Below are 25,858 nucleotides of genomic sequence, written 5' to 3'. Positions count from 1 at the left end.
CTCAGTTTTTAAATAAACTAGCGTGATTCTATACTGCTTGGGCAAACAGCAAGAAACAGCCGAATAGGAAGATCATGCTCATTCCCATTGCGCCGCCACCAGCTTCATAAATATTGTCATCTTCTACCGGCACTCGGCGCACTTTCATGGTCATTGATAATGGGACAAAGACCGCGAGAAACACGAGAATAATCCCCGCGTAGCTGAGAATAGCTAGGAAGTGTTCTGGCGCAAATACAGCACCTAATAGTGGTAGCACAAAAGTAGTAACAAAAATCACTGGCTTACTTGCTTTCAGTAGGTCTGCATTTTGATCGTATAGCGCCATTGCAACACCTAAAAACGACGTTAGTAGTGCCAAACCAGTAAACATGGATAGGATGAACTCTAAGCCCTCGTATTGCTGACCTAGTACCGAGATCAACTCTGTTACGTTGGAGTATTGAACAAGCTCATGAGGTGGTAGGTTGCCGACAACCGCTAACAACCATAATAGGTAACAAACAAGCGGAATAGTTGAGCCCACGATAATCATATTACGCAGCTGTGTTTTACTCGCTTCTTTGTTGTAAGTTACAAGCGATGGGATCACGACCATAAAACCGAAACTGGTGAAAAGCACCGAACTGGTTTTGATAAGTGCCATTTTATCGTCGCTCACAACCTCATCAAGTCCTTCAAACGAGACGCTTGGTGCAAGCGCAAAAAGTGTCAGGATCAGCGCTACGATCATGCCTAGGAACAAACCGCGATTCAGCTTATCTACTACCCCTGTACCTGCCGAAACAATGATACCAACTAAAAGAGTAAAACCGACTTGGCTTGAGATCGTAGATGTTGGAAGCCCAATTGAGGCTGTTACTTTTTGTACCAGATCACCCGCACCAATGATGTAAGCCATTAATAGACAAACTAACAGGGCGTAAAGCAAGCTGTTGGTTACCAACTGGCCTCCTTTACCAAGCGTTTCGCGAGCAATTGCATTCATGCTCACACCACCACCTACTTTGCAACTGGCTTCAAGAAGGAGCAGCGCAGCATAAGTCGTTCCAGCCCAGATGAACAACATAAGAAGAGTGCCCCAAAGGAGGCCAAATTGAGCAAGCACCATTGGTATAGCAAGCATACCAGCGCCAAGAGCAGTACCTGCAACGATCAGGGAGCTGCCGACAAGTTTTAGGTTCACGGTTAATACCTCTAAATTCAATCCGTTAATTTCTCGCCAGTTGTGCTTTATCTAAAGCACACAACAAAACGCTCCGACTTAGTCAAAATTTGGTTACAAGAGCACTATGTTACAAGAGCCCTGTATGGCTAAGAAAACACGCAACAAAAGGTGGTTAATCATTTGCACATGAACACTTGAGAGTCGTTTTTGGCGATGTCATCGTTGATGAAATGTGCGCAACTTTGGGTTCGAAGCAAAATTGTTCATCTTAATTCATCAACCCCATTCGTTATGAATGGATTTGGTTCGAAAAGATTGTAAGGCATAAGCAGGACGATTGAAAAGCAAAAGGTCAATCTTATAGCGATATATTTTAACAACTCTTATCTTTTACCTAAGATGTGTTGTTTTTTTCGTCACTAATTAGTCTTTTATCGCTTAAAGAGAAGGAAGAACGTGCTCAATGGCTCAATTTGGCTGGGTGTACAGATTAATTTACAGTTTAAGTGAAGGTGTTAGATTCCAAGGACGTAGCCTAGATCGGACAATATCGCTATTATTCGCTGCGTACCGACACTGTTCGGTTCACATACCTCTAAACACTGATTTACGGTTCGAAAATATAGGTAAATGAGTGTCCGAATGCTGGGTGTGGTTCCCCAGCATTTGCATCCTTTCTTTTAGATGTCATCAATTGATCGAAATTGCATAAATCTTGTATCGCCCGGCTTTACGACTGTGTTAATACGCTTTATCTAGCGCGCCAATGATATAAGTTAACACTGGAATACCCATATCGGCGACCTGCTTCTCAGTCTCACTCATATTTTCATGCGCCATCCGCAGCTCTACTTCACTTATCGATTCTTTGTGAAGGTAAAGCTCTTTGTAGTTCATCAATCGCTGTTGTGACTGTTGAATCAGTGTCACAACATTCTCTTTAGTCTCACGATGTTGCTGATCAATTTCACTAAATAAATGATCTAAAATGCGTTGCATTTTGCGAATAGAAGCTTTCGTTTCTATTGATTTGTATGATTGATACTTTTCCATTGAGTTAATAACTGACTAAAATATTTACGTTTTTATAAGACAGTTATTTTTATACTGATTACAAAGCAGGTAAATATGTGGTGGTTAAACTGGTCCACTTCTTGCTCCGTTTAGGTCAAAACTGTCCTTTCAGGAGAGCACATGCAGGTAGACCCTATAATTCAAGCACTGATCGCAAGACGAAAATCGAATGGCCTCTCCCGTGAGCAAATGGCAAACATCGCTGGAATGAGCGTAAAAACATATCAAAGGATCGAGCGCGGAGAGTCCGATCTTAAACTCTCACAATATCGTGCCATATTGCGTTCGCTTCATTTGACTGACCTAGATATTGCTTTAGATGTACGTGATGTTCAGCATGTCACAGCAAATGACCTAACGGCCGTGGCGCGATTGCTCTCACCGGAAGCTCAGTCCCTGCTCGTTCGCCTGTTATCGTTAGTCCTTGAACAAAAGAACAAGAAAGGTGATTAACGACATTACTCATACCCAAACGATGAATGCCCTGTTGAGCGTTGAAACATGAACCGTTTAGACAAAAATAAAACTCGTCAAATGACGAGTTTTATTTTTTATATCAGTCCGTTACTCTAGGCTTTTTAATTCCGATGTATCAACGCCTTTTATTGCATCTTTCGCCACTTTATCAGGATCAAATACATCACGTTCTTCATATGAACTATCAATCATGCCTTGTCCTATCGCGGTCGCCTGCTTTTGTAACTTATTACCCTCTACCTCACCAGCATCCCAGCCTTGTCGATAATCTGAGTCGGTTTGATACCTTGTTTCGTCCTTAATATAGTGTTCAAAATCATTCCCTGCCTCTTGCATACCACTATGCCGACCGTCATGAAAGCCTTGGATATAAGCTTCATCATAACCGCTCTCTTTTAACGCGCTGTCACTCGTACCACAGCCTGAGAGGAGAACAAAAAATAGCGCAACGAATACCTTATGAAACATATTTAGGCCTCAAAGCTTTCAAATAAATTAATCATAGTTCGCGATTTCAACTTCTGCTTACTTCAGGCTATTAGATAGCATCGTGACTCGACGAAGCCTGTGAACTTGAGTCCCTACAGTGAGTACAAAGCTGGACAAAGCATCACACCTACTGATAAACGTTATACTCAACGCGCGTTTAATACTTCCATCGCAAGTGCTTCATCATCTTGCTCAGCCAAACCGCTAATGCCAATTGCACCGACGATTTTCCCCTCTTGTTCTATAGGCACACCACCCATAAAGCCTGTGATCTTCGGGTCAGTCCAATAACTCAACTGCTTACCCGTCTCACGAGCCCAAGCACCCAGATTGCCGCTAGGCTGACGGTCTCTAGAAGAGGTGTAAGCTTTGTTCTGTGCCAACAAACCTGCTTGCACACTCACATCATCCATTCGGGCAAAGCCGAGCAATTCACCATGCGTATCAACCACGGCAACCGCAATGTTTTGCTTGCGAGCAGTCGCAATTTCCAATGCCGTTTGAATCAGAGTTTGAACTTGTACGTATTTCATTTTTCTCTCCTACGGGATCTCATGACCAAGGGTTTTCTCGAACAAGCCATACCAATGGCTACGTGATAGCGTGACGTTCTCTACTTGAGCACAAGCGCGAATACGTTGTGGGTTTGCAGTACCAATAACAGGTTGAATTTGGTTTGGGTGACGCGTTAGGAAGGCTAAAACAATCGCCTCTGACGGCACGCCATATTCAGCTGCTAGCGCCATCACCATCTCCGCCGTCTGCCTGGTGTTGTGATCATCAGAATGTAAGCCACGCTCTGAGAATCTTCCTTGCGCCATACTGCCCCACGCTTGCAGTTGGATATTATGCTTACGGGCATGTTCCAATGTTCCCGCAACGTAGTCAGATGCCGACGAAGGAAGCCCCATGCCTTGCTTGATAAAGTCAGACTTAGCCAGACTCATTTCCAACTGGTTCGCCACAACAATTTCGCCCGTTGCTTGTTGAAGAAGATCAATTTGAGCACTGTTCATGTTAGAAACACCGAAGTGGTTAACTTTGCCAGCTTGTTTCAGTGCTTGGAGCGCTGTGCCCAATTCTTCAAATTCAACCAGAGGATCAGGACGATGCAGCATCAAAACATCAAGGTTTTCCACGCCAAGGCGCTCAAGAATGCCCTCAACAGAAGCCGTCACCCATTTGGCAGAGAAGTCATACTGCTTAACACCTTGCTCATCTCCTAGACGGATGCCGCACTTGGATTGCAGATAAATTCGCTCTCGTAAGGTTGAGTCATTGGCTAAGATGCGCCCAAACACTTCTTCAGCCTTACCGAATTTGTAGATATCCGCATGATCAAAGAGATTGATGCCAACCTCTAATGCTGCCTCTACAGCGGCATAAGCTTGGTTTTCATCTTGAGCGGTTAATGGGTTGCGATTCCACTCCCCTCCAAGTCCCATGCAGCCGAAGACCAAGCGGCTAACGTTAGGTAAGGTTTTGGCGAGCGGTAGTGTTGGATTGTTCATCGTTATTCTCATTTTTCCGATTTCTGCATCTTCAATTTCTTAAGTTAACTCGAACCATCTTACCGTTCGTAAAAATTAGTTTAATACCGTAAAATCGAATTCATTATCCTCGCTACCGAACAATTAAAGCGAACAATAAAGACGAGCAATCAAGATGGCAGATTATAAGAGAATCGAAAAACTGATGCTGTTTGCTGAAGTGGCTCAAACACTCAACTTTTCTAGAGCAGCAGAGCAACTTGGTATCTCTAAAAGTTACCTGTCGGAACAAATCAAGCGATTGGAATCGGAACTCGCAACGCCTTTGATTGTTCGAACCACACGCAGCGTGAGATTGACGGCAGAAGGTGAATCGATCTTTGCACAAGCGGAAGATCTCAAACGCCGCGTAATGGAAATGGAAAAGAGTTTAAGTCAGCGATCTGAACAAATAGACGGTCTGATTCGTCTTACCGCTCCCAAGATGTTTGCTGAAGCGGTGCTGCATGATTTGTGCGTAGCGTTTCGCGCTTTACATCCAAACGTAGAGTTCGAGATCCTTTCTAGCTATCAAGCGTTTAATCTGACAGAAACCAGCGTTGATTTTGCGTTTCGAGCGACAAGAACGCCGCCAGAGAATATGATTGCTCATCACCTTTTGGACTACCACCACTGGCTGGTTGCCTCTCCTCAGTATCTGCAAGAAGAAGGTACGCCGGAGACATTAGATGATTTACAAGAGCATCAATGCTTAACCACATTGCATCAAAAAGAGTGGCCGTTAAAAACGGGAACAGTTCAAACCCAAGGTTGGCTTTCAAGCAATGAAAACCGCTTACTCAAAGAATCAGCCCTGTCTGGCAATGGCATTGCTCGGTTAGCAAGTTACTTTGTCGAACAAGACGTTGAGCACGGCCGTCTAGTGCAGGTTCTATCGGAAGAAACTGACCACCAGCACAACGCGGTTTACTTGGTGTACCCACAACTTATCTATCAATCGGCGAAAACCAGAGCCTTCATTGAATTTGTGAAGCAGCACTTTGCTCAATAACTAAAGCAGTTAATCCGCCGACCACACCGAGCGAATATCTGGCCAACCCCAGTTAGTAAGAGCGACGTCTTCTAAAACACCTTGGAAACGCAAAGTTTGTGTATGGTGGAACATGGGTGCAATCCAGTATTCGCTGATCAACGTCGATGCAATTGGCTCCAATGCATTAAGGTAGTCCTCAAGTGGAACGAAAGATCTGACTCTCTGTAGTTGTTCATCTAACCATTGTGCGTTCTTCTCTCCCAAAGTGTGGAATAGCACAGCGTTGCTGAAGAAGTTCATGAACGCAGAGGCATGACGATTATCATCTAGGTTTATGTTCGTTACGACCATTGTCTCATTTAGCTCACCGTTCTTAGCCTTCTCGTTCAGCTCACGGTAGGAATACATAACAATTTCTACTTTACTGCCAACACTCGCCAAACGATTAGAAAGAGCCCGCGCACAGCGACGCAACGCGGTATAGTTATATCCTGCTATGGTAATGTGTTTAGGTAACTTAAGCGGCTCACTAAACGGACGGAGCACTGGCTTCCAACCTGGTAGCAGGTTATAAGCGGGTATACTCCCAAATACAATATTCTCGCGGCGCATCACTTCGGCCAAGTGCTCAGGTTGAATTAGCTCACTAATATAACGGCGCTGCGCTAAAGAGAGTTTGTGCTTAGCGTGCTGATTAAATAAGGCGAATAAGCAACCATCTTCTATTCGACTACGCTTGCTCGCCGATGAGTTTTCTCGGTTTTGCGTCGACATATAGTGTCCACACAAATCCTCCTCGGGCGAAGTATCCCTTTGCAACGTATTTGCTGCCAATGACGGGTTCTCCATTTGCTCGTCATTAACAATCCAGATAGTCACCAAATCCGTTAGAACTCTACATGCATAGTAACCATTAAATGCTTGCAGTTTTAAACGACTTTCATTGTGCTCGACAACAGAGAATGGGCCACTTCCGACCACCAGCTTGTTATTCGCTACGTTAACTTGGCTTACTGGTTGAATGCCGTATTTCACACCAGAAATAAGTCCAGCAAAGCCCAAGTCAGCTCGATTAAGCTTAAAAACAACCTTCAATGGCGTTGGCGCAGTAATGTTAGCAACATGTGCCAACTCTTTTTCGTAATACTGTAGTGAACTCAATTTTGCAAACAAGCTAACCACTGTTTCTGCATCAATGGAATTACCATTATGAAAAGTCAGACCTGGACGAAGGTAGAAAGTCCATTCGTAGGTGTCTTCGTCATAACGCCAGTGATGTGCGAGTTCTGGTTGCACTTTCCCATTGTGATCACTCGAAACTAAGCAACAATAGATTTGCCTTAATAAGAAACGTTCGCTGCTACGCTGAAGTTGATGTGGAACGACGCGCTCAAACATTCGCTTATAGGTTAATTGAATATTGAGCTGTCCTTCTTGAACAGAAGCACCAGACGTTGTTTTTAACAAACGGCCAAATGCCATTTCGTCTTCATCTAATATCGCCAGTGCTTTTTCATACTTGCCTAACTTGATACGTTCAAGAGCCAAGCTCTCTTTTAAAACGTCTAACTCCATATTCAGAATAAGAGTCGATCGTTGATTCCGCCCAGCTTTCGGGTGCCAGCTCAACCACGCCTTCTGCTGCATCTGCGTTAGCAGGCTACGAGCATGCCGAGAAGAAGTGAACATGATGTCGGCAATGTCCTGTAACGTGGTTTTTGTTTCATCACCAACGCTAAACGAGAGTAATCGTTGGTAATAGCGAAACAAATTGAGATCAGACACTGAATCAACCTTAGATCTGTGAAGTTTGTGGATAGGAATAGTTTACTTAAGTTGGCGGTAATAAAATAAGAAAACTTCCTAATTATCTGTTCCCCTTTTCCACAATTAACCTCCAAATTCGGCTTTAAAGCCCCATATATTTACGTTATTAGGAAAAAAGCCAACAAAAGCACTCTCTTTTTTATATCCCCTTTTATACACATAATTTACTCGTCAGCTAAAGGAGGAAAAAATGAAGAAGCCAATGATGGCGTACTTTTTTCAGCAACGCCTAGCTCAATCGAGTAATAAAATAGAAGTGATGACTCTGGTTTATCTTAACGATATGTTCCAGTGGTCATAGCCTAACCTCAAGCAGAACTTAGCTCCTGATACTACACCCCCACTTCGTTGTATCTTAAGTTCTGCTTTTTCATCTTTTGCACTCTACTACCTTATTGCAGGTTACTAAAAGTTAACTAGTTGAAACACCGCAAAACAGAGTCTACATTGAAGTCTCATCCCCCAATCGCTTTGTTGAGAAAGGGGCATTCATGGATATACACCACCAATTCGGGAGTCAATATGGCAACTTCAGTGAAACTTAAAGCGGGCGACAGCTTCCCTCATCTTCAAGCCACTTTGCTAGATGGTTCAAGCGTAACGTTGGGTCAGCCGCAAGGTGATGCGACTTGGCGAGCAGTATTCGTTTATCGTGGTAAACACTGCCCTCTTTGTACTAAGTACCTCAACGAGCTTGAGAGTTACAAACAGGCTTTCGCTGATGCTGGCGTCGATATTCTTGCCGTTTCTGGCGACTCAAAAGCACAGCTAGAGGGGCATCTAGAGAAACTCGAAATCAGCTTCTCTATCGCTTACGGCCTGACCGAAGAACAAATGAAAACGCTAGGCTTGTATGTATCTATTCCTCGATCTGAACAGGAAACCGATCATAATTTCGCAGAACCAGGTCTGTTTGTGGTGAATGAACACGGCGACTTACACGTGGTGGATATTTCAAACAACCCGTTTGTTCGCCCTGAGCTTGGCGCGCTATCACGCGGATTGGCATGGATTCGCGATCCAAACAATAACTACCCTATCCGTGGCACATTGGATTACTAATATCTTCTACACCCAAGTAAACTTTCTATCCTTAAATAAGCTAGGATTCTTGCCTCAGTGAGAATAACTTGGAATGCATATCAGATCCGTGAGATCTGATATGTATCAACAAGTTGGAAATAGAGTCCTTGTTCATTATACAACGCCTTGATGAAAAACAAGATCAGTGAAGCTCAGGCTCCCCTCAAACGACGTTAAGTATTTACTTCTAAGTCACTTTCACGATAAACACATGAAATTAAGACTAAAAACTTAGACTTAACGGATATATAAATCATAACGGTACCTACACAAGTAGTTGGCTAGCGATTATTATCCTATTGCAACTCACAATTGTGCAATTCTAATAATTCATACCATAAATGAAAACATAGATACCGTAAGAGACAAAATAAAAGCAAACGATTAAATTATCAATAAAACACCGTTCAATTAAAAATAAAAATTTTCACTTTATATAAATATAATTAATCGTTATTTGCAATCACACATCTTAATTGAGAAATACAGTATGAATAAAATCTCTTTGCTTTATATGGCCGTTTGTATCGGATTAGTTGGATGCGGTTCAGGAGGAAGCGACAACGATCCAGCAAAAGATATACATCCCACCATTTCAAATCCGGAACAAATCAACGCAATGACGGTGGAAAAAGGTCATTTCTATTGTTCTGTAAACCAACAAAAACTGGAACACGGAGGGACATCTGCAAGCATGTCCTACCTGATTGAAAAGAAAAGAAATTCTACGGTTGTTGACGATTATGAATGTACCGAATACGGTTTAAAGAAAGGTGAGTCAATTATCGTCACTAAAAGTGCAATTGAAAACTTTTCATACTCAAAACATTATAAAAGCACGAAGAAGAATGACATTAATGGGTTTAAAATCATCTACCCTACAGGACTTACGACTCCGATTAATAAAGATTATGAAAAAATTACGATCACGTATAATACGGAGAGACCTGACGTTAACATTAAGATAATTCAATATTTTGACGAAAAGTCTAAATTATATACCATCAAAAAATATGAAAGCCACGTTAACGACAACTCACCAATAGGTTTAGTTGAGAAAGAGGAATTCGATAAATATTCCGATTTTGAAAAGAAACTGGAATTAAATAGTGCTTTTTTAAATTCAACTGAAGTGAGTGATTTATTCTACAACTTATTAAGTATGATAAAATAATAACTAAAAATCAAAAACTTAAAAAGTACGATTATGCTCAAGTAGCCTCGATATGCCTGACTCGAAAAAGTACGTTGTTTTACGAAACAAATTACGATTTGAATGAAGCACATCTAAGTTACTTGAGCATAAAAGGCGATGTGTTGTTATCAGCTTTCAAAAGAGAGTAACGTTTGCGATTAACTACTTTGGTCTTAACGAAGCTCAATTTGATGCTTTTCAGACCAAATTCGCAAATCATCAAGAATCTTAAGTGCGGTACGGCCGAACTCTGTTAGTTCATAGCTTACGGCAATTGGGCGGTCGCTGATCACTTTGCGCACCACCATACCTTCCGCTTCTAGCTCTTTCAGGCGTTGGTCGATCATCTTTTTACTTGCACCGCCTAGCATGCGTGCTAAGTCATTGAAACGAACTGGGCCGTCTTTCAAATGATAAATCAGAGAACCTTTCCATTTACCACCAATTAAACGCATCCCTTTCTCGATAGCACATGGCTCCGCACATACGTTCGCCACTGACTTACGACCTTTGCTATCTACACTGATTCTGCTTTCCACAATACACCTCAAGATACGCACCTAATCTAGGTAACGAAAAGTAAGCTAGATACATTTAGTGCTTTAGAGTAATAAAAACGTCACCTCGCCGCAAACAAATAAAAATGGACCGCGTACAGCAGTCCATCTCAATTCATCATTCAGTTCGCACTATCTTTCTAAAAGGATTAGAAGTTTTCGTTAATGTGCGCTTCGAAACGAACAAAATCGTTTTCGATATCTGCGTTCTTCATCACGTCGTAACAAGCAAATGTAGGCAGTGCTGACATACCAAAGAAGCGGAAGTTAGCGTGCATGTGGAACATCAAATCGTCCACGCCTTTACCTTGGAATAGGTATTCGCTCTCATCATCAAACGATTCTTCTGGCGCGTTGAATGTCAGTGACAGCATGTATTTGCTGTTGGTTTGAGTGCCGCCTGTACCATAGTTTTTCTTTGGTTCTTCTGCGCTACGGCCATCGAATGCACATAGTGCGCCGCCCATACCCGCAGTAAACACGTCGTCCATGTATTTTTTGAATGACCAAGGCACAGACATCCAGTTGATTGGGCTTTGGATGATCACGCGATCAGCCCACTCAAAGTGTGCGAGTTGCTCATCTACGTTGATCTCATCTTGCATTGTCACAACGCGAACCTCATGGCCTTTTGCTTGCAGAAGCGTCTGTGCTTTGTCGACAAGAGAAGCATTTAGACGACCTTCTGAATATGGTGATGGTTCGTGTGCATTGATGATCAGTACGTTGCTCATGGGATTACCTTTAAATAAGTTCACAAGATGACGCAGTAACCATTGTGCGTCGGATGTGGTTTATTATGGTAACCTAGAAATATAGTGCAACTAGTTAACTTTTAGTAACCTACTTAATTTTTTATTATATCACTGTTTTTAAAACATATATTTTTTCAATTTTTTATTCATCGTTATTTTACGATTAATTTTTTCATCGAGTTGTTGCATCTTCCACAGAGCAGGCGTACACTTTATCGCAATTCGACGATTAACTATTAAGGCCAGCGAATGAGTGATAAGTGCAAGGACACGTGCGAAGTTGTTTTTCAGACAACGCAACAACAGCTCGAGAAAGAACAAACTCTCGCAGCGCAAGCAAAAGCTTTGTCGCATCCAGCACGTTTGCGCATTCTGCATATCCTGCACACGCTCGATACCATGGGCGGTTGTTTGAACAGTGATTTGGTTTCTGAACTGGGTCTTGCGCAATCTACTGTTTCCGAGCACTTGCGTATTCTAAAGCAAGCAGGCTTTATCAGCGCCGAGCCAAACCCACCTAAGGTGTGTTACCGCATTCAACGCGACGCGTTTGATCAGTTCAATCTAGGATTTTCCAAGTTATTTGATTAATGCCCTTTGCACGCTGTTCAGGCGTGCAGAGATAAACTATACCTTTAAATATCGCCTTTCGACGATAAACGAATAAGAGAACACTATGACTACTCAAGTTTTAAATAGTGCCAGCGACAAAATGAGCTTCTTGGACCGTTACTTAACGGTGTGGATTTTTGTTGCAATGGCAATCGGTGTAGGTATTGGCGCAGCATTCCCTCAAGTTGCTGAGTGGAACGAGTCAATGTCAGTTGGTAGCACAAACGTACCGCTAGCGATTGGTTTGATTTTGATGATGTACCCGCCACTCGCAAAGGTGAACTACAACTTGCTAGGCACAGTGACGAAAGATAAAAAAGCGATCACGCTGTCTTTGGTCATGAACTGGATTGTCGGCCCTATTTTGATGTTCATCCTTGCATTGACTTTCCTAGGTGATCATCCGGGTTACATGGTTGGTATCATTCTGATTGGTCTTGCTCGTTGTATTGCCATGGTATTGGTATGGAACGATATCGGTGGCGGTAACAAAGAATACGGCGCAGCCCTAGTTGCACTAAACAGCGCTTTCCAAATCGTGACTTACAGTGTGATGGCATGGTTGTTTATCACTGTGTTGCCACCAGTCTTTGGTTACGAAGGTTTCGTGGTTGATATCTCGATGATGGACATCGCGGAAAGCGTTCTGATTTACCTTGGTATCCCATTCCTAGCGGGCTTCCTAAGCCGTAAATGGCTGGTCGCTGCGAAAGGTGAACAATGGTACAACGACGTGTTCATCCCACGCATTTCACCAATTACGCTTATCGCCCTACTTGCGACCATCGTACTGATGTTCAGCTTGAAAGGTGAAATGATTCTTGAACTGCCAATGGATGTATTCCGTGTAGCAATTCCACTGGCCATTTACTTCGTGTTGATGTTCTTTGTCAGCTTCTTCGTTGGTAAGAGAATGGGTATCGACTACGATAAAAACGCATCGATTGCCTTCACGGCAACGGGCAACAACTTTGAATTGGCAATTGCGGTTTCTATCGCGGTGTTTGGCCTAAACTCAGACCAAGCTTTTGCTGGTGTCATTGGCCCGCTGATCGAAGTGCCTGTATTGATTGCTTTGGTGAACGTAGCATTGCGAATGAAAACCAAATATTATGGCTAACCTAAAAAGCACAAAAAATACAAAAGCGGTAAAACATTAACTCACTACCGTTTTAATATACTCGCTGGGCGTTAGGCCGAACTTACTTTTAAAGCGTTGGCTAAAACGCCCCTCTGACTGATAACCACACAACTGTGCGAGCATAGCAACGTTATACGAGCCATTTTGCATCAAGTAAAGTGCGTGATTTAAGCGCACTTCTGCCAATACTTCACGATACTGGGTACCTTCTTGTTTCAATTTGCGTATCAATGTTGCTCGGCTCATAGCAAAATGCCCCGCGACCATGTCTAATGGATGCTCCTCCCCTGGAGAGCGCGATAAGTAACGACTAAGTTTCTGACTAAAAGAGATATGTGAACTCGAGAACAATCGATGTAATAACCCTCTCTCAGCTAGCTGCTGATATAGGCCCATAATCCAATAGCGTTGTGTCGCTTCACTTAAGCTTTCCCGCTCAAACGAAAACAAAGCATTTAACGTCGCTTGCAATGCTTTATCTGTCTCAACAACGGGTACATAGTTTCCTAATGCGTTACTCATGCTTAGCTCCAACATTTCATCGCTAGGCACACAGTGAAAACTGAACATTCGAGAAAGAAATCGCCCTTGTAGAGGAAGATTTTCAAAATTTAGGGATGCATTTGCTTCACAAAGCATGATATTTGGATGATGGATGTCGAGTACTTCATCTTTCCAGAAAAGATGTTTACTCCCCTTAACAATCTGAATAAGGCTTGGGGAGTGAATCCTGACATTACGAAGCTTCTGCTGCTGCTCCGCACGAAACAGCGTAACCTGATATTGGTGACCCATTCTCTCCCCTTATATTCAATTATCGCGTGTAAGTCGTGGTTAATGTCGCTTTACCCAAAGCAACACTATTCAAAGTAAACCCTACAATGGCTGGTGGCGTGTTTTCATCCAAATTCAGTTCTTCAGTTGGCAATGCCCACACCGTAAACTGGTAACGATGCATCCCATCATTCTTTGGAGGACACGCGCCGCCGAACCCCGTTGTGCCGTAGTCAATACGAGATTCTTTGCCGCCTAACTTGTTCATATCAATGCCTCGAGGCAGCTCGCTAACGGTGGATGGAATATTAAACGCTATCCAATGCCAAAAACCACTGCCTGTTGGCGCGTCGGGGTCATACACGGTGATCGCAAAACTTTTTGTGCCCTTTGGAGCTTCTTTCCACATCAATTGTGGTGATTGATTCCCGCCATCACATCCCCAACCAGAGTATTCAAATGTCTTCGCCATCGGGTGGCCTTCTTGAATATCTCTACTCACGAGTTCAAATGCATGGGCAGAACCGACCGCAAAAACACTCAATACCAAAACTGACTTGTAGATCGCTTTCATGTTTTTCTTCCTTTCAATGAATTCAACACTAGTCTAAATACCCAGCAGTCCGAATCCTTGTCAGTAAGTATCAAAAAACACAAAATAGTCTATAATTTTGACACTTTAAGATTCTAACACAAATTTCTTACTCTCTTAATTGCACTTGGTTTATGCTAATTAATCGCTCACGGAATAAGGAAGGAAAATGGAATTGGATATCTACGTGGTGGACGCCTTCACCGATACGCAATTCAAAGGCAACTCAGCAGCGGTGGTACCGTTAGAGGAATGGCTAGCCCCAGAATTGATGCAAAATATCGCGACAGAAAACAACTTGTCGGAAACGGCTTTTCTAAAATCCATTGGCGCAAACCGATATGAGATTCGTTGGTTCTCTCCGATTACTGAAATCGATTTCTGTGGACACGCAACACTGGCCTCTTCGTTAGTGCTGTTTGATGAGTTTGGCATTAATGGCACGATTGAATTTCATACTCTGGAAGTAGGAACCCTCACCGTAGAGAAGAATGCGCAAGGTAAGATTGAAATGACGTTCCCTGCTCGTCCTCCAAAAGCCGTTTCTGATATTCCCTCGGCATTGATTGAAGGCTTAAGTTGCGATGTGGAACGCGTACTGCTTAGCCCTCAAGCGTATTTCGTGGTGGTCGACAGCCAGCAGAAGGTACTTGAGGTTCAATACCGTTCAGAACACCTAAAAACACTCGCTCCTTACGATGTAGTCGTTACTGCGAAAGGCGATCAACAAGACTTTGTATCGCGTTACTTTTGGCCTGCAAATGGTGGCGATGAAGACCCCGTAACCGGCTCGATTCACGCTGGATTAGCACCATTCTGGGCAGAAGAATTAGGCAAAACATCACTGGTTGCTTACCAAGCTTCTCAGCGCGGAGGTATTCTTCATTGTGAAGTTATTGGCGAACAAGTAAGAGTGTCTGGCGACGGCGTGCTCTACATGAAAGGCAAGATTTTTGTTTAATGATATTCATGTAATCAACTTAAAAGAGCCAAGTAAAGCACGGCTTCCGCAGGATCAAGCCAACTTCAATAATTAATCAATTGATGAATATTGAAGGAATTAACTTCCTAGCCGGACAAAACTGACTCACGTTACACTGAATGCAGTCCCATACTCTTCTATAGCTTGATACGAGTTCGAGCTCACCTTCTTAGAGGAAGCGTCGCATGATGAAGCGAATCATTCTTGGCACCCTAGCCCTGACTCTTTTAACTGCCTGTTCCAAAGATGACGGACAGCAAGCCCTTGGCACACTAGAACGTGACCGCGTAACCTTCACTGCCACCTCTAGCGAGATAATTCGTGCCCTACCCATTAAGGAAGGCAGCCAAGTCACCGAAGGAGAAGTGCTGGTTCAGCTCGATACAAAGAACCAAGAAGCCGTTTTAGCTCACGCCGTTGCCGAACAAGCCAAGGCTGACGCCTATCTTTTGAAATTGACCAATGGTGAGCGACCAGAAGACATTGCCGCAGCGCAAGCTCGCGTTGCCAGAGCGGAAGCTCAATTGATTGAAGCGCAAAAGAACTACCAACGTAAAGCGGAGTTAGTTCGTAAAAAACTCATCAGCCAATCAGAAAAAGACACCGCTTTAGCAGCCAGAGATTCTGCCCGTGCAGAGCTAGACTCCTCACAAGAAGAGTTCAGCAAACTGACCGCTGGCTCTCGTCCTGAAGATATTGAACAAGCGAAAGCCGCACTCATGGCTGCAAAAGCCGATGTAGCACTACAAGAACAGAAACTGGCAGAACTCACCATCACGGCCACGCGAGATGGCTTGCTAGATAACCTACCGTTTAACCTTGGTGAACGCGTTCCGGTGAATGGCATTGTTGCCGTAATTCAAGCGAGCCGCGTCCCATACGCCCGTGTTTATGTTCCTGCCAATTATCGAGTCAACTTTGTGCCAGGTAAAACGGTTAACGTGCATGTAGATGGCGTTGAGCAACCATATAGCGGCACCGTTCGTTGGGTAGCGACTGAGCCTTCATTCACGCCTTATTTCGCGCTTACCGAGGAAGAACGATCGCGTTTGATGTACCTAGCAGAAGTCGACCTTCAAGACTCAGCACAATCCTTGCCTTCAGGTATACCAGCGCAAGTGGATTTGGTGGAGTAAGCCAATGACCGAATTCGCGATTCAAGCTGAAAATGTAGTGAAGAAGTTTGGTGACTTCACCGCCATCAACAACATCACGCTCAATGTGCCCAAAGGCAGTATTTATGGTTTTCTTGGCCCGAACGGCTGCGGTAAATCGACAACCATTCGTGTGTTAACTGGCTTACTTAGCCCAAGCGAGGGCAATGTCGATGTACTCGGGCTAGAGATCCCAAAACAATCTGAGCTTCTGCGCCTCAAGATTGGCTACATGACGCAAAAGTTTTCCCTCTATGATGACCTGACGGTTCAAGAGAATCTTGAGTTTATTGGACAAATCTTTGGTATGGAAACCAAGGTCCTAAAAGCTCGTATCGAAGAACAACTATCCACCTACGGTCTCGACCAGTTGCGTAAACAGCGCGTCGGCGGAATGAGTGGCGGCCAGAAACAACGCTTGTCTCTCGCCGCCGCCACCATGCACAAACCAGAACTGTTGTTTCTCGATGAGCCCACGTCTGCGGTTGACCCAGAGAACCGGCGCGATTTCTGGGAGCAATTGTTTGATCTCTCTGACCAAGGCACGACGATTTTGGTCACTACGCATTACATGGATGAAGCAGAGCGCTGCCATCGTCTGGCTATTATGGAAGCAGGCGAAATCCGCGCCGATGGTGAGCCAGAAGAACTCATGGCGCAAATGGGCGTTAACATCGTCGAAGTCAAAGCGGATAACTTACGCGAGCTAAAAGAGAAAGTCATTCGACGTGAAGAGGTGCGCTCGGCCGCACAGCTAGGCATTCGCTTACGCATTTTAGTCCACCAGCACATCGAACAACCGATCGAATGGTTAACCCAAATCTTTCCTGAGCTTGATGGCTGCGAGATGAACATTGCTCGTCCTAGCTTGGAAGATGTGTTTGTCAGCGTGACGGGAGAAGGTCGCCAATGATGAAATCTATTGCCCGTATGAAAGCGGTAATGATCAAAGAGATCCGTCAGCTTTCACGTGACCGCATTACCTTTGGCATGGTCGTGATGATCCCGCTAATTCAGCTTCTGCTGTTCGGCTTCGCTATTAATACCGATATTCGCAATATTCCCGTTGGTGTCGTTGATCAAAGTGGCAGTACCGCCGGGCGCGTGATTACCGAGTCCGTTAAAGTAACGCAAGTGGTCGATGTGGTTGAAACCTTTGCTACCGCTTCAGAAGCCGAACAAGCCATTCAAGACGGTTTGGTGCGAGCGGCTTTAATTCTACCTAGCGACTTAACCCAACGTATGGTGCAAGGTCGAGAACTTGGCCAGTGGATTGTGGATGGTTCAGACACCATGATCAGTTCTGCGATTCTCTCGCTACAAACCATGCCGTTAACGGATTTTGATTTTGAGATACGTCCTGCTCCAACCAAAACCTTTGAAGTTGCGCTGTATTACAACCCGAGTCGGCGCTCAGCGGTGAACATTGTCCCTGGTTTGTTGGGCGTGATTCTAACCATGACGATGATCTTGTTCACCAGTGCAGCCATTGTTCGAGAACGGGAGCGTGGCAATTTAGAGTTACTGATTACTACGCCAATCCACTCCATAGAACTCATGGTAGCGAAGATCATCCCTTACATCTTTGTTGGTCTGATACAGGTGTTTATCATTTTAGGCTTGGGGCACTGGATATTTGGTGTGCCGATAAACGGCGCCATTAGTCAGATACTGTTTGGTACGCTGCTGTTTATCGCCGCGAGTTTAACCTTAGGTTTGGTGATATCCACCATTGCGACGACGCAGCTTCAAGCAATGCAGATGACGGTGTTTATTCTTTTGCCATCGATTCTTCTGTCCGGATTTATGTTCCCTTATGAAGGAATGCCCATCGCGGCACAATGGATATCCGAAGCGCTGCCTGCCACCCACTTTATGCGAATTATTCGTGGTGTGGTGCTGCGTGGTGCAGACCTAATAGAGCTATGGCGAGATACAGTTTGGTTACTTGGATTCACCGTTATCGGCCTTATTGTCGCTTCATTTCGCTTCAAAAAATCACTCGACTAATCCCACGATATTGCGTTCATTCCTTAAAAACAAAAATAGCCCCAACGAAGGGCTATTTTTTGTTTCTGTATTCATACACTGTGCTATCGAGCTCAACTCTCAGACAATATTAATAGTACTCACCGTAGGAACAATCTCGTAAATCGGAAATATTGTAGTTTTTCAAAGAGTTTATTTTAAAGTTGAACACTACCTGTTTACAGACAACGCCTTCGCGATCCGTGTACGTGATAATACCTTCACTGTACGCACGCTGACCATCAGAGGATGTCACGTCAGCAACAAGTTCCAAATGGCCCTTATGCGCGTCTACGCGATTCATCATCTCAAACACATCGACCCACTCTTCGCGATTTGCCATTTGTATTAGCATGGACTTCGCCTGTGTTTCCAACTGCTGGGGGTATAAATAATAACGGTTGTAACCAAAGTATGCGCACATAAGTAATAAAACGAGTGCAAATGAGGTTGTTCTTGTCATACAAGCTTCCTCTTGTTGTTATAAAAATCTTGCTTCGTTAATTCAGTATAGGAAGCGAGCAAAGTTTAGGTTATAGAACTTGCCCAAATAACAGAGGACAGTCAGAGACAGTCAATTCTATGACAAGCTCAACAACAAACTTTATTGCACTCTCATCATGGGCTTGAACAAAAATACGCCATAGAGACAGTAAGAAGTAAGAAGTAAGAAGTAAGAAGTAAGAAGTAAGAAGTAAGAAGGGAAAACTAACCGGAGCGCGGTGATAACAGAAAAGTAAAAGGAGTTTGAAGAAAAAGACAATCCGAGTGAATGTAGTGAGAGCGGAAATCAAGATTAGATTATCCGCCCATCAACTAGGCTCAAATTGTCAGTGACCACAACAACGCGACTCACCGAATTTAAACGTGTTGGTAACTATCTTCGAGAGACTCTGTCTGCGTTGTTTTCTCGCTCACTTCCACTTTAACCGCAGCGACCTTGAACTCAGGGATCTTCGCATGCGGGTCAGTTGCCATTGTCGTTAGGCGGTTGACTGGCGATTCAACAAAGTGGAAAGGAATGAACACCACACCTCTTTGAATCCGCTTAGTCACAAAGGCATCAATCTCAATGCTGCCACGACGTGTAGACACCGTCAGACGCTGACCATTACTGATGCCAAGTGCTTCTGCGTCTTCCACGCTCACCATTGCGCGAGGGCCAGCAAGATTATCCAACCCTTTGGTTTTGCGCGTCATGGTTCCAGTATGGAACTGCTCAAGTACGCGACCCGTCGTTAACACAAGTGGGTACTCTTCATCTGGCAGCTCAGCCGCATAACGGAACGGTACACCCACCATTTGCCCTTTACCACGAGTAAACTGGGTTTGGTGCATGATGCGAGTACCTGCTGGGTTGTTCTTGTTGCTAGGCCATTGCACACCGTTTGGCGTAATCGCATCCCAACGAAGACCTGCGTATTGAGGCGTCACTCGTGCAATCTCGTTAGTGATATCAGACACGCAGTGGTAGTCCCAATCACTGCCCATTGCATTGGCGATTTCTTGAATAATCCACCAATCTTCTTTCGCTTCACCCGGTGCAGTTACAACCGGATTCACGCGCTGAACACGACGCTCCGTATTGGTGAAGTGACCCGCTTTCTCTGCAAACGAGCAAGAAGGCAGGACCACATCCGCGTACTGTGCAGTCTCCGTTAGGAAGATGTCTTGAACCACCAAGAAGTCGAGTGCTTCTAAACCTTCAATCACATGCGCTTGGTTCGGGTCACTCAACACTGGGTTCTCACCCATGATGTACATACCACGAACGTCACGATGGCAAGCCGCATCAATGATTTCTGTCAGGGTTAGACCTTGCTCAGAAGGCAGATTTGGTGCGTTCCATTCAATAGCAAACTTCTGTCGCACAATTGGGTTGTATACCTTTTGATAGCCCGGGAAGCTGTTTGGCAAAGCGCCCATATCACACGCGCCTTGCACGTTAGATTGACCACGTAGCGGGTTAATACCACCACCTTCAATACCGATGTTGCCACACAGTAATTGCAGGTTAGCGATAGAACGCACGTTGTCATGACCTGTCGTGTGCTGAGTAATACCCATCGAGTAGTACACAGCGGTACGATCTGCCGTGCCAATCATGCGCGCCATTGCTTGAATGTCTTCAGCTTTAACACCCGTAACCAACTCCACTTTATCGAGGTTGTAAGCTGGCGACATCACTTCTTGCAATAAGGTATCAAAGCCGTCGACACGTTCTTCGATGTACTCTTGATCGTACCAACCGTTCTTGATGATCTGCTGCATGACACCATTTAGGAGCATCACATCTGTACCCGGACGGTGCGCCATATACAGCTCTGCATGCTCTGCCACATCGACACGTTTCGGGTCAGCCACAATCAAGCGAGCGCCGTGGTGACGAATTGCTTGTTTGATATGTGAAGCGATAATCGGGTGTGCTGATGTAGTATCCGAACCGATAATAAAGATCACATCCGAGTGCTTAATGCTTGGAATGTCGTTGGTCATTGCACCACTACCCAGTGATGCCTCAAGACCGGTTACACTCGATGCGTGGCACAAACGCGCACAGTGGTCGACGTTGTTAGTGCCCAGTTCACGACGGACAAATTTTTGGAACGCGTAGTTGTCTTCGTTAGTGGTTTTCGCTGAAGAGAAGCCCGCCAATGCGTTGCTGCCAAAATCTTGCTTGATGCCAGAGAACTTACTCGCAATCAGTTGAATCGCCTCTTCCCAGCTTGCAGGCTGCAACCAACCATCTTTACGGATCAATGGCGTGGTAAGACGCTCTTCACTGCCAATGAAGTCAAAACCAAAGCGTCCTTTCACACACAGCATGCCTTGGTTCACTGGCGAGTCACCGCCCTTCACGTAACGAATCGTATTGGTTGCTTCGTCCACGAACATGGTCAACTTACAGCCCACACCACAGTATGTACAAATGGTGTCGACCGCTTTCAGATCTTCAGTACGGCCTTGCGAACGGTCACGACTATCGACCATTGCACCCGTTGGACACACTTGAACACACGCGCCACATTGCACGCAGTTCGAATCGCCCATAAGGGTTAAGCCATTCTTATTACTTCCAAAGTGTGGGCGATCGTCAGGACGTAATGCCGGGCGACCTTGTTTGTCGCACACAAAGTTCAGTACACCGTGCACGGCTTTGTCGCGACACGCTTGGATGCACTGACCACAACTAATACAGCGGTTGGCATCAAACTCAATAAACTCCGAACTGCGGTCAACTTCGTACTTATGACGCAAGTCTTTCGCACGAAGATCTAACCAATCTTGATGCGATTTAATCTGTAAGGAGAAGTCAAAGCTTTGCTCAGCTTCATATTCGGTGGAGTAATCACGCAGCGCACAATCGGTATTTGCCTGACAGCCACATTCAAGGCAGCGCGCCGCTTCCTTCATCGCTTCTTCGTTATCAAAGCCCAACTCCACTTCAGCGAAGCTTTGCTCGCGTTGTGCTGGAGTCAGCTCAGGCATGATAGAGCGAGCGACTTTCTGGATGTTCTCGAAGTGAAGCGGATCGACTTGAGAGAGCTTCTTCTCTTTACGCGAGTTAAACGCCGCCTTTGGCATATCTGCCATTTCGCCATTCAAAAACAGATCAATGGCTTTTGCCGCAACGCGGCCATCTCCCACGGCTTCAACTGCCGTTGCAGGACCACGGCGGAAATCACCAATACTGAAGATGTTACCCGTGCCGGTGTGCATGGTCTTTTCATCGGCATCAGAGGTGTTCCAGCGCGTTAGCGGAATAGATAAGTCTTCACCTTCTAGGAAGCTCAGGTCTGGCTTTTGCGATACTGCCGCAATTACGGTGTCGAACTCTTCGGTAAAGAACTCGCCGGTTGGTTTAGGGCTTCGACGACCAGATGCATCCGGCTCACCCAACGCCATGCGTTCTAGACGAATCGCATTCACGCGTCCGGTTTCATCGGCAAGGTTTTCTGCCGGGTTGGTTAAGAAGTGGAATTTCACCCCTTCGTGTTCCGCTTCGACAATCTCGTAGTCTTCTGCCGGCATTTCGTCACGGGTACGACGGTAAATCAACGTGGTGTCTGCACCAGCACGACGCGCAGTACGAGCACAGTCAATTGCCGTGTTACCACCACCGATCACCGCGACTTTCTGACCCGTGACGTAGTTTTGCTCGGTAACGTAATCTTTGAGGTAATCAACGCCTAAGTAGCAACCTTCAAGGTCACTGCCTGTGTAGTGCATTTCAACCGCTTGAGACGCACCGACAGCCAAACACACCGCGTCGTATTCTTCACTCAATTGAGAAAGCGTTAAATCCACACCCAGCTTTTGATTGGTGTGAACTTGCATGCCATTACGGCACATCAGTTCGATTTCTTTATCGAGAATGTCTTTTGGTAAACGGTATTCAGGAATACCGTAACGCAACCAACCGCCCGCTTTTGGCATGGATTCAAAGACCGTAACGTCGTAGCCTTCATTCGATAAGTAGTAGCCAGCTGTCAGACCACCAGGGCCACTTCCGACGACGGCAATGTTCAAACCTTTGCTTGGTTTCTTTTCTGGTACGTAGGCTTCATGCGCAGACAAATCCGCATCCGCGGCATGACGTTTTAGCTGGCGAATTGCGATAGGTTCATCGACTAACGAACGGCGACATTCACTTTCACAAAATGCTGGGCACACGCGGCCAATCGATAACGGCATAGGGAGCGTACGCTTAATCACTTCAATCGCTTTTTGATGATCGTTCTGTGCGATGTGATAAAGGTACGATTGGATATCAACGCCCGCTGGACACGCGGTTTTACATGGCGCTTCACAATCGGCGTAATGGTCCGTCATGATGCGGTTGAGTGCTTTTCTGCGGTGCTCGCTTAATTGTTCTGATTGCGTGACCACATTGAGACCACGGTAAACTTCGAGTTCACACGCGCGTTTAGTGCCGCCGCTTTCGACTTCAACCACACACAAGTCACACGGTACTTTTTCATTACTTTTGTTCATTCCGCACAGCGATGGGATCTCGACCCCACACACTTTTGCTGCTTCTAAAAGGGTTAGACCCTCTTCTACAATTCTATATTTTCCATCGATGACAATTTCTATCATGCAACCCCCGCAGCAAAGCAAATCCAAATCTGCACAAGTAAAACCATGCATTCTATAAGGATAATCATTTGTAAGACAAGTTAGTGTGATGTAAAACTTATAAACCACATTTTTCACGTGTCATAAAAAGCCAGGGCTTCTTTCGCTAACTTTCCACACTCGGTGTTTAACAAACGTTTTACTCCCTCGAAAGTGCGAAAACTGTAGGGTTGGACTATTTTGATAATAAGAGTAATAAATGATTGACCTTACCCTTAGGTTAACCTTTAGAATCGAAGGGTTTTCATCATTTTCATCAAACACATGGGAAAGGGTATGCACTTAAAATCGCTGCATACAATCTGGTTAGCTCTCTTCACGACACTAGTGCTATTGGTATCTAGTGTGGCGAACAGTGAGCCGTTGATGAATATTCAAATGATGTCTACTGGCATGGCTCACCATCCTTCTATGATGAGTGACAGCGAACACTGCGGTATGCCTGGCACGATGGACGTCTCCATGACTGACGCTTCTATGTCCGAAGATGGCGATGCAAGAGAAACCAGCATGAACTGTGGTGGAGGCTCCGGCATGGTTCATACCTGCTGTACTGCCGCGTGTACGATAGTTTTCGTCCCCCTACCGAATCCTATCAATAGCCCAATGCCCGTCGTCTATCGCGCAACTATTACTCCTGAAGTTGCTTCCCCAGTCGTACACGTCAGCCGCGACCTGTACCGACCTCCTATAGCCTAAATCCGTCCTAGCATTCGACCCTGCGCGTGTATCGCAGGTTGTTTTAATGCGCCTGAACGATGAGGTAACAAGGCTTTACTGTTCCCGCAATAAAATCCGCACCTCCATCGATCCGGCGAACACTGGATTTAGATTATGGATATCAAACCATACCGCTTAGCTGCACCTATTTTTATGGTGGCTCTGGTCGCTGCGCCAACCTTGGTTAACGCCGCAGGTAAAGAGACGCACGCAGCGCAAAATTCCGCATCAACTGAGCGAGCTTCGACGACCAAGCTTGCCCAACTGATCAACGTCGCTTTGAGTAACGATGGCAATCGTAAGCAATACTCAGCGCAATCTGCTGCCATGCGTGAAACGGGCGTCGCGAGTGCGACCTTGATGGACCCAAAACTAAAAGTAGGTTTTGGTGGCTTGCCTGTCGACAGCTTCAAATTCGATGAAGACCCAATGACCAACATCTCCGTTGGTTTAATGCAACAGTTTGAGCGTGGCTCTACGCTTGATTTACAACAGAAGAAAGCCAATCAACAAGCCGACGGCCTTGGGCTTCAAGTGCATGCTCGTGAGCTTGAGGTAGCCAACAGCATGACTCAACTTTGGTTAGAGCTTGGTTACCAGCAACGCGCTGAGCAAATCTTGCTTGAGAACCGCAAGTTGATGAAGGAGATGGAAAGCTTTATTCAAACCAACTATTCGATTGGTAAGAGTGAAGCGCAAGACCTACTCAACGCTCAATTACAAGTCAGCAAGTTGGATGAGAAACTGCAAGCCAACGCACAAATGCAACGTCGTCTTATCTCTCAACTCTCCGAATGGTTGGGGTCAGATTGGTTGGCAAACGAGCAGGCTCTGCACGCAAGCAATCAACTTAATTGGGACACACTGAACAGCAAACTTGCTGCGAGTCAGAATTCCACCAAGCATTATCAGCAACTCAGCCAACACCCGATGGTTAAGATGGCCGACGTCAGCATTTCTGCCAATAAAACGCAGGTGGAAATTGCTGAGCAAGCCTACAACCCGCAATTTGGCGTCGAAGTAATGTACGCCTACCGCCAAGCCGACAACATGATGGGTGAGCCTGCATCAGACTTGGTTAGCGCTTACCTCACCATGGACATTCCACTGTTCACAGGTGACCGCCAAGATCGCAATCTCGCGGCCGCTCAATACCAAGTTGGTGCGGCACAATCACAAAAGGACACCTTACTAACGCAGATGAATGCCAAGGTGAACACTTTGCTGGTTGATCGCGGCAACTTAACCCAACGCTTAGAACGTTATCAATCCACCTTATTGCCTCAAGCGAAAGCGCGCATTCAAGCCGTTGAGCGGGGTTATCAAAACAACACAGCGCAGTTTAACGATGTGATTTCTGCCACGACTGACGAGTTGGCTCTGCAATTAGAGCAACAACGTCTGCTGACCGATCTCAACATCGCAAACAGCAATTTAGCCACCCTACTCGGTGGTTTCGACTATCAAGTGGCTTCACCGGAAGCTAGCTCTATCTCGACATATTAATTTGTGATTCCCCAAGACCGTTGGGGCTACAGCTAGGCGGCAAACGAGAGAATCCCATGAGC

Annotated in this window: 24 protein-coding genes; 12 read left to right on the top strand and 12 right to left on the bottom strand. The window is 45.2% G+C overall.

All coding sequences use genetic code 11. The annotated features are described in order from the left end of the window. Window positions 1-28: 28 nt before the first annotated feature. Both R7F64_RS02830 and R7F64_RS02825 read right to left on the bottom strand, forming a co-directional pair. Window positions 29-1,186: an amino acid permease gene (locus R7F64_RS02830; RefSeq protein ID WP_005375474.1), complete on the bottom strand. Its 1,158-nt coding sequence runs from the start codon at window positions 1,184-1,186 to the stop codon at window positions 29-31. Window positions 1,187-1,909: 723 nt separating this feature from the next. Continuing rightward, the gene (locus R7F64_RS02825) at window positions 1,910-2,221 is read right to left on the bottom strand and encodes a hypothetical protein (protein ID WP_005375472.1); all 312 of its coding nucleotides are present in this window, start codon (window positions 2,219-2,221) and stop codon (window positions 1,910-1,912) included. Window positions 2,222-2,362: 141 nt separating this feature from the next. On the opposite strand from R7F64_RS02825, the gene R7F64_RS02820 reads away from it, so the two are divergent. Next, the gene (locus R7F64_RS02820) at window positions 2,363-2,695 is read left to right on the top strand and encodes a helix-turn-helix transcriptional regulator (protein WP_031780945.1); all 333 of its coding nucleotides are present in this window, start codon (window positions 2,363-2,365) and stop codon (window positions 2,693-2,695) included. Between the two features lie 111 nt (window positions 2,696-2,806). Here the strand turns inward: R7F64_RS02820 and R7F64_RS02815 are convergent, their stop codons facing one another. The 3 genes from R7F64_RS02815 to R7F64_RS02805 all read right to left on the bottom strand — a co-directional run bounded on the left by R7F64_RS02815 (window position 2,807) and on the right by R7F64_RS02805 (window position 4,719). Further along, the gene (locus R7F64_RS02815; RefSeq protein ID WP_151515419.1) at window positions 2,807-3,187 is read right to left on the bottom strand and encodes a hypothetical protein; all 381 of its coding nucleotides are present in this window, start codon (window positions 3,185-3,187) and stop codon (window positions 2,807-2,809) included. Between the two features lie 167 nt (window positions 3,188-3,354). Continuing rightward, window positions 3,355-3,741, bottom strand: coding sequence for a GlcG/HbpS family heme-binding protein (locus tag R7F64_RS02810; RefSeq protein ID WP_130545856.1), 387 nt, complete (start codon window positions 3,739-3,741; stop codon window positions 3,355-3,357). 9 nt (window positions 3,742-3,750) lie between these two features. Beyond that, the gene (locus R7F64_RS02805) at window positions 3,751-4,719 is read right to left on the bottom strand and encodes an aldo/keto reductase (protein WP_213873913.1); all 969 of its coding nucleotides are present in this window, start codon (window positions 4,717-4,719) and stop codon (window positions 3,751-3,753) included. A gap of 154 nt (window positions 4,720-4,873) precedes the next feature. Between R7F64_RS02805 and R7F64_RS02800 the strand changes: the two genes are divergently transcribed. Next, window positions 4,874-5,749 (top strand): LysR family transcriptional regulator, encoded by an 876-nt coding sequence (locus R7F64_RS02800; protein ID WP_136976484.1) that lies wholly within the window; start codon window positions 4,874-4,876, stop codon window positions 5,747-5,749. A 9-nt stretch (window positions 5,750-5,758) separates the two neighbouring features. On the opposite strand, the gene R7F64_RS02795 is transcribed toward R7F64_RS02800, so the two are convergent. Further along, window positions 5,759-7,516, bottom strand: coding sequence for an SgrR family transcriptional regulator (locus tag R7F64_RS02795; RefSeq protein WP_318071437.1), 1,758 nt, complete (start codon window positions 7,514-7,516; stop codon window positions 5,759-5,761). 564 nt (window positions 7,517-8,080) lie between these two features. On the opposite strand from R7F64_RS02795, the gene R7F64_RS02790 reads away from it, so the two are divergent. Both R7F64_RS02790 and R7F64_RS02785 read left to right on the top strand, forming a co-directional pair. Next, on the top strand, window positions 8,081-8,620 hold the full coding sequence (locus R7F64_RS02790; protein WP_005375460.1) for a redoxin domain-containing protein: 540 nt from the start codon (window positions 8,081-8,083) through the stop codon (window positions 8,618-8,620). A gap of 511 nt (window positions 8,621-9,131) precedes the next feature. Continuing rightward, complete coding sequence (locus R7F64_RS02785; protein ID WP_005385150.1) at window positions 9,132-9,815, top strand: hypothetical protein; 684 nt, start codon at window positions 9,132-9,134, stop codon at window positions 9,813-9,815. Between the two features lie 194 nt (window positions 9,816-10,009). Here the strand turns inward: R7F64_RS02785 and R7F64_RS02780 are convergent, their stop codons facing one another. Next, complete coding sequence (locus R7F64_RS02780) at window positions 10,010-10,375, bottom strand: winged helix-turn-helix transcriptional regulator (RefSeq protein ID WP_005375456.1); 366 nt, start codon at window positions 10,373-10,375, stop codon at window positions 10,010-10,012. A 167-nt stretch (window positions 10,376-10,542) separates the two neighbouring features. Then, window positions 10,543-11,127, bottom strand: a complete 585-nt coding sequence (locus R7F64_RS02775; protein WP_017635228.1) for an NAD(P)H-dependent oxidoreductase — start codon at window positions 11,125-11,127, stop codon at window positions 10,543-10,545. A gap of 270 nt (window positions 11,128-11,397) precedes the next feature. On the opposite strand from R7F64_RS02775, the gene R7F64_RS02770 reads away from it, so the two are divergent. Further along, entirely contained in the window at window positions 11,398-11,739 is a 342-nt protein-coding gene (locus tag R7F64_RS02770; RefSeq protein ID WP_005375451.1) for an ArsR/SmtB family transcription factor, read from the top strand. Between the two features lie 85 nt (window positions 11,740-11,824). Continuing rightward, window positions 11,825-12,880, top strand: coding sequence for an ACR3 family arsenite efflux transporter (gene arsB, locus R7F64_RS02765; RefSeq protein WP_318071436.1), 1,056 nt, complete (start codon window positions 11,825-11,827; stop codon window positions 12,878-12,880). 36 nt (window positions 12,881-12,916) lie between these two features. Here arsB and R7F64_RS02760 read toward each other — a convergent pair whose 3' ends face one another. Next, window positions 12,917-13,696, bottom strand: coding sequence for an AraC family transcriptional regulator (locus tag R7F64_RS02760; protein WP_005385142.1), 780 nt, complete (start codon window positions 13,694-13,696; stop codon window positions 12,917-12,919). 19 nt (window positions 13,697-13,715) lie between these two features. Beyond that, window positions 13,716-14,249, bottom strand: coding sequence for a YbhB/YbcL family Raf kinase inhibitor-like protein (locus tag R7F64_RS02755; protein WP_017635230.1), 534 nt, complete (start codon window positions 14,247-14,249; stop codon window positions 13,716-13,718). Window positions 14,250-14,436: 187 nt separating this feature from the next. Here R7F64_RS02755 and R7F64_RS02750 point away from each other — a divergent pair, with 187 nt between their 5' ends. The 4 genes from R7F64_RS02750 (at window position 14,437) to R7F64_RS02735 (ending at window position 18,413) form a co-directional block, all read left to right on the top strand. Further along, window positions 14,437-15,228 carry a PhzF family phenazine biosynthesis protein gene (locus tag R7F64_RS02750; RefSeq protein ID WP_318071435.1) on the top strand — a complete coding sequence of 264 codons (792 nt, stop codon included), beginning with the start codon at window positions 14,437-14,439 and terminating at the stop codon, window positions 15,226-15,228. A 206-nt stretch (window positions 15,229-15,434) separates the two neighbouring features. Further along, window positions 15,435-16,385, top strand: a complete 951-nt coding sequence (locus R7F64_RS02745; protein ID WP_373920837.1) for an HlyD family secretion protein — start codon at window positions 15,435-15,437, stop codon at window positions 16,383-16,385. Between the two features lie 4 nt (window positions 16,386-16,389). Continuing rightward, window positions 16,390-17,316 (top strand): ABC transporter ATP-binding protein, encoded by a 927-nt coding sequence (locus R7F64_RS02740; protein ID WP_206952730.1) that lies wholly within the window; start codon window positions 16,390-16,392, stop codon window positions 17,314-17,316. Continuing rightward, window positions 17,316-18,413 carry an ABC transporter permease gene (locus R7F64_RS02735; protein ID WP_053303790.1) on the top strand — a complete coding sequence of 366 codons (1,098 nt, stop codon included), beginning with the start codon at window positions 17,316-17,318 and terminating at the stop codon, window positions 18,411-18,413. Before R7F64_RS02740 ends, R7F64_RS02735 begins: the two co-directional genes overlap by 1 nt. Window positions 18,414-18,522: 109 nt before the next feature. Here R7F64_RS02735 and R7F64_RS02730 read toward each other — a convergent pair whose 3' ends face one another. Both R7F64_RS02730 and fdhF read right to left on the bottom strand, forming a co-directional pair. Continuing rightward, window positions 18,523-18,894 carry a hypothetical protein gene (locus R7F64_RS02730; protein ID WP_017635234.1) on the bottom strand — a complete coding sequence of 124 codons (372 nt, stop codon included), beginning with the start codon at window positions 18,892-18,894 and terminating at the stop codon, window positions 18,523-18,525. 398 nt (window positions 18,895-19,292) lie between these two features. After that, a complete protein-coding gene (fdhF, locus tag R7F64_RS02725) occupies window positions 19,293-23,531 on the bottom strand; it encodes a formate dehydrogenase subunit alpha (RefSeq protein WP_318071434.1) in 4,239 nt (1,412 codons plus the stop codon). Between the two features lie 315 nt (window positions 23,532-23,846). Between fdhF and R7F64_RS02720 the strand changes: the two genes are divergently transcribed. Next, entirely contained in the window at window positions 23,847-24,269 is a 423-nt protein-coding gene (locus R7F64_RS02720; protein WP_258457174.1) for a hypothetical protein, read from the top strand. Window positions 24,270-24,404: 135 nt separating this feature from the next. Continuing rightward, on the top strand, window positions 24,405-25,796 hold the full coding sequence (locus tag R7F64_RS02715; protein WP_318071433.1) for a TolC family protein: 1,392 nt from the start codon (window positions 24,405-24,407) through the stop codon (window positions 25,794-25,796). Window positions 25,797-25,858: the final 62 nt, after the last annotated feature.

The sequence above is a fragment of the Vibrio sp. Vb1980 genome (genome assembly GCF_033338615.1).
GTDB classification, from domain to species: domain Bacteria; phylum Pseudomonadota; class Gammaproteobacteria; order Enterobacterales; family Vibrionaceae; genus Vibrio; species Vibrio alginolyticus.
Note: the sequence above shows the minus strand (reverse complement) of the source record. Positions and strands in the feature narration are given on the sequence as shown.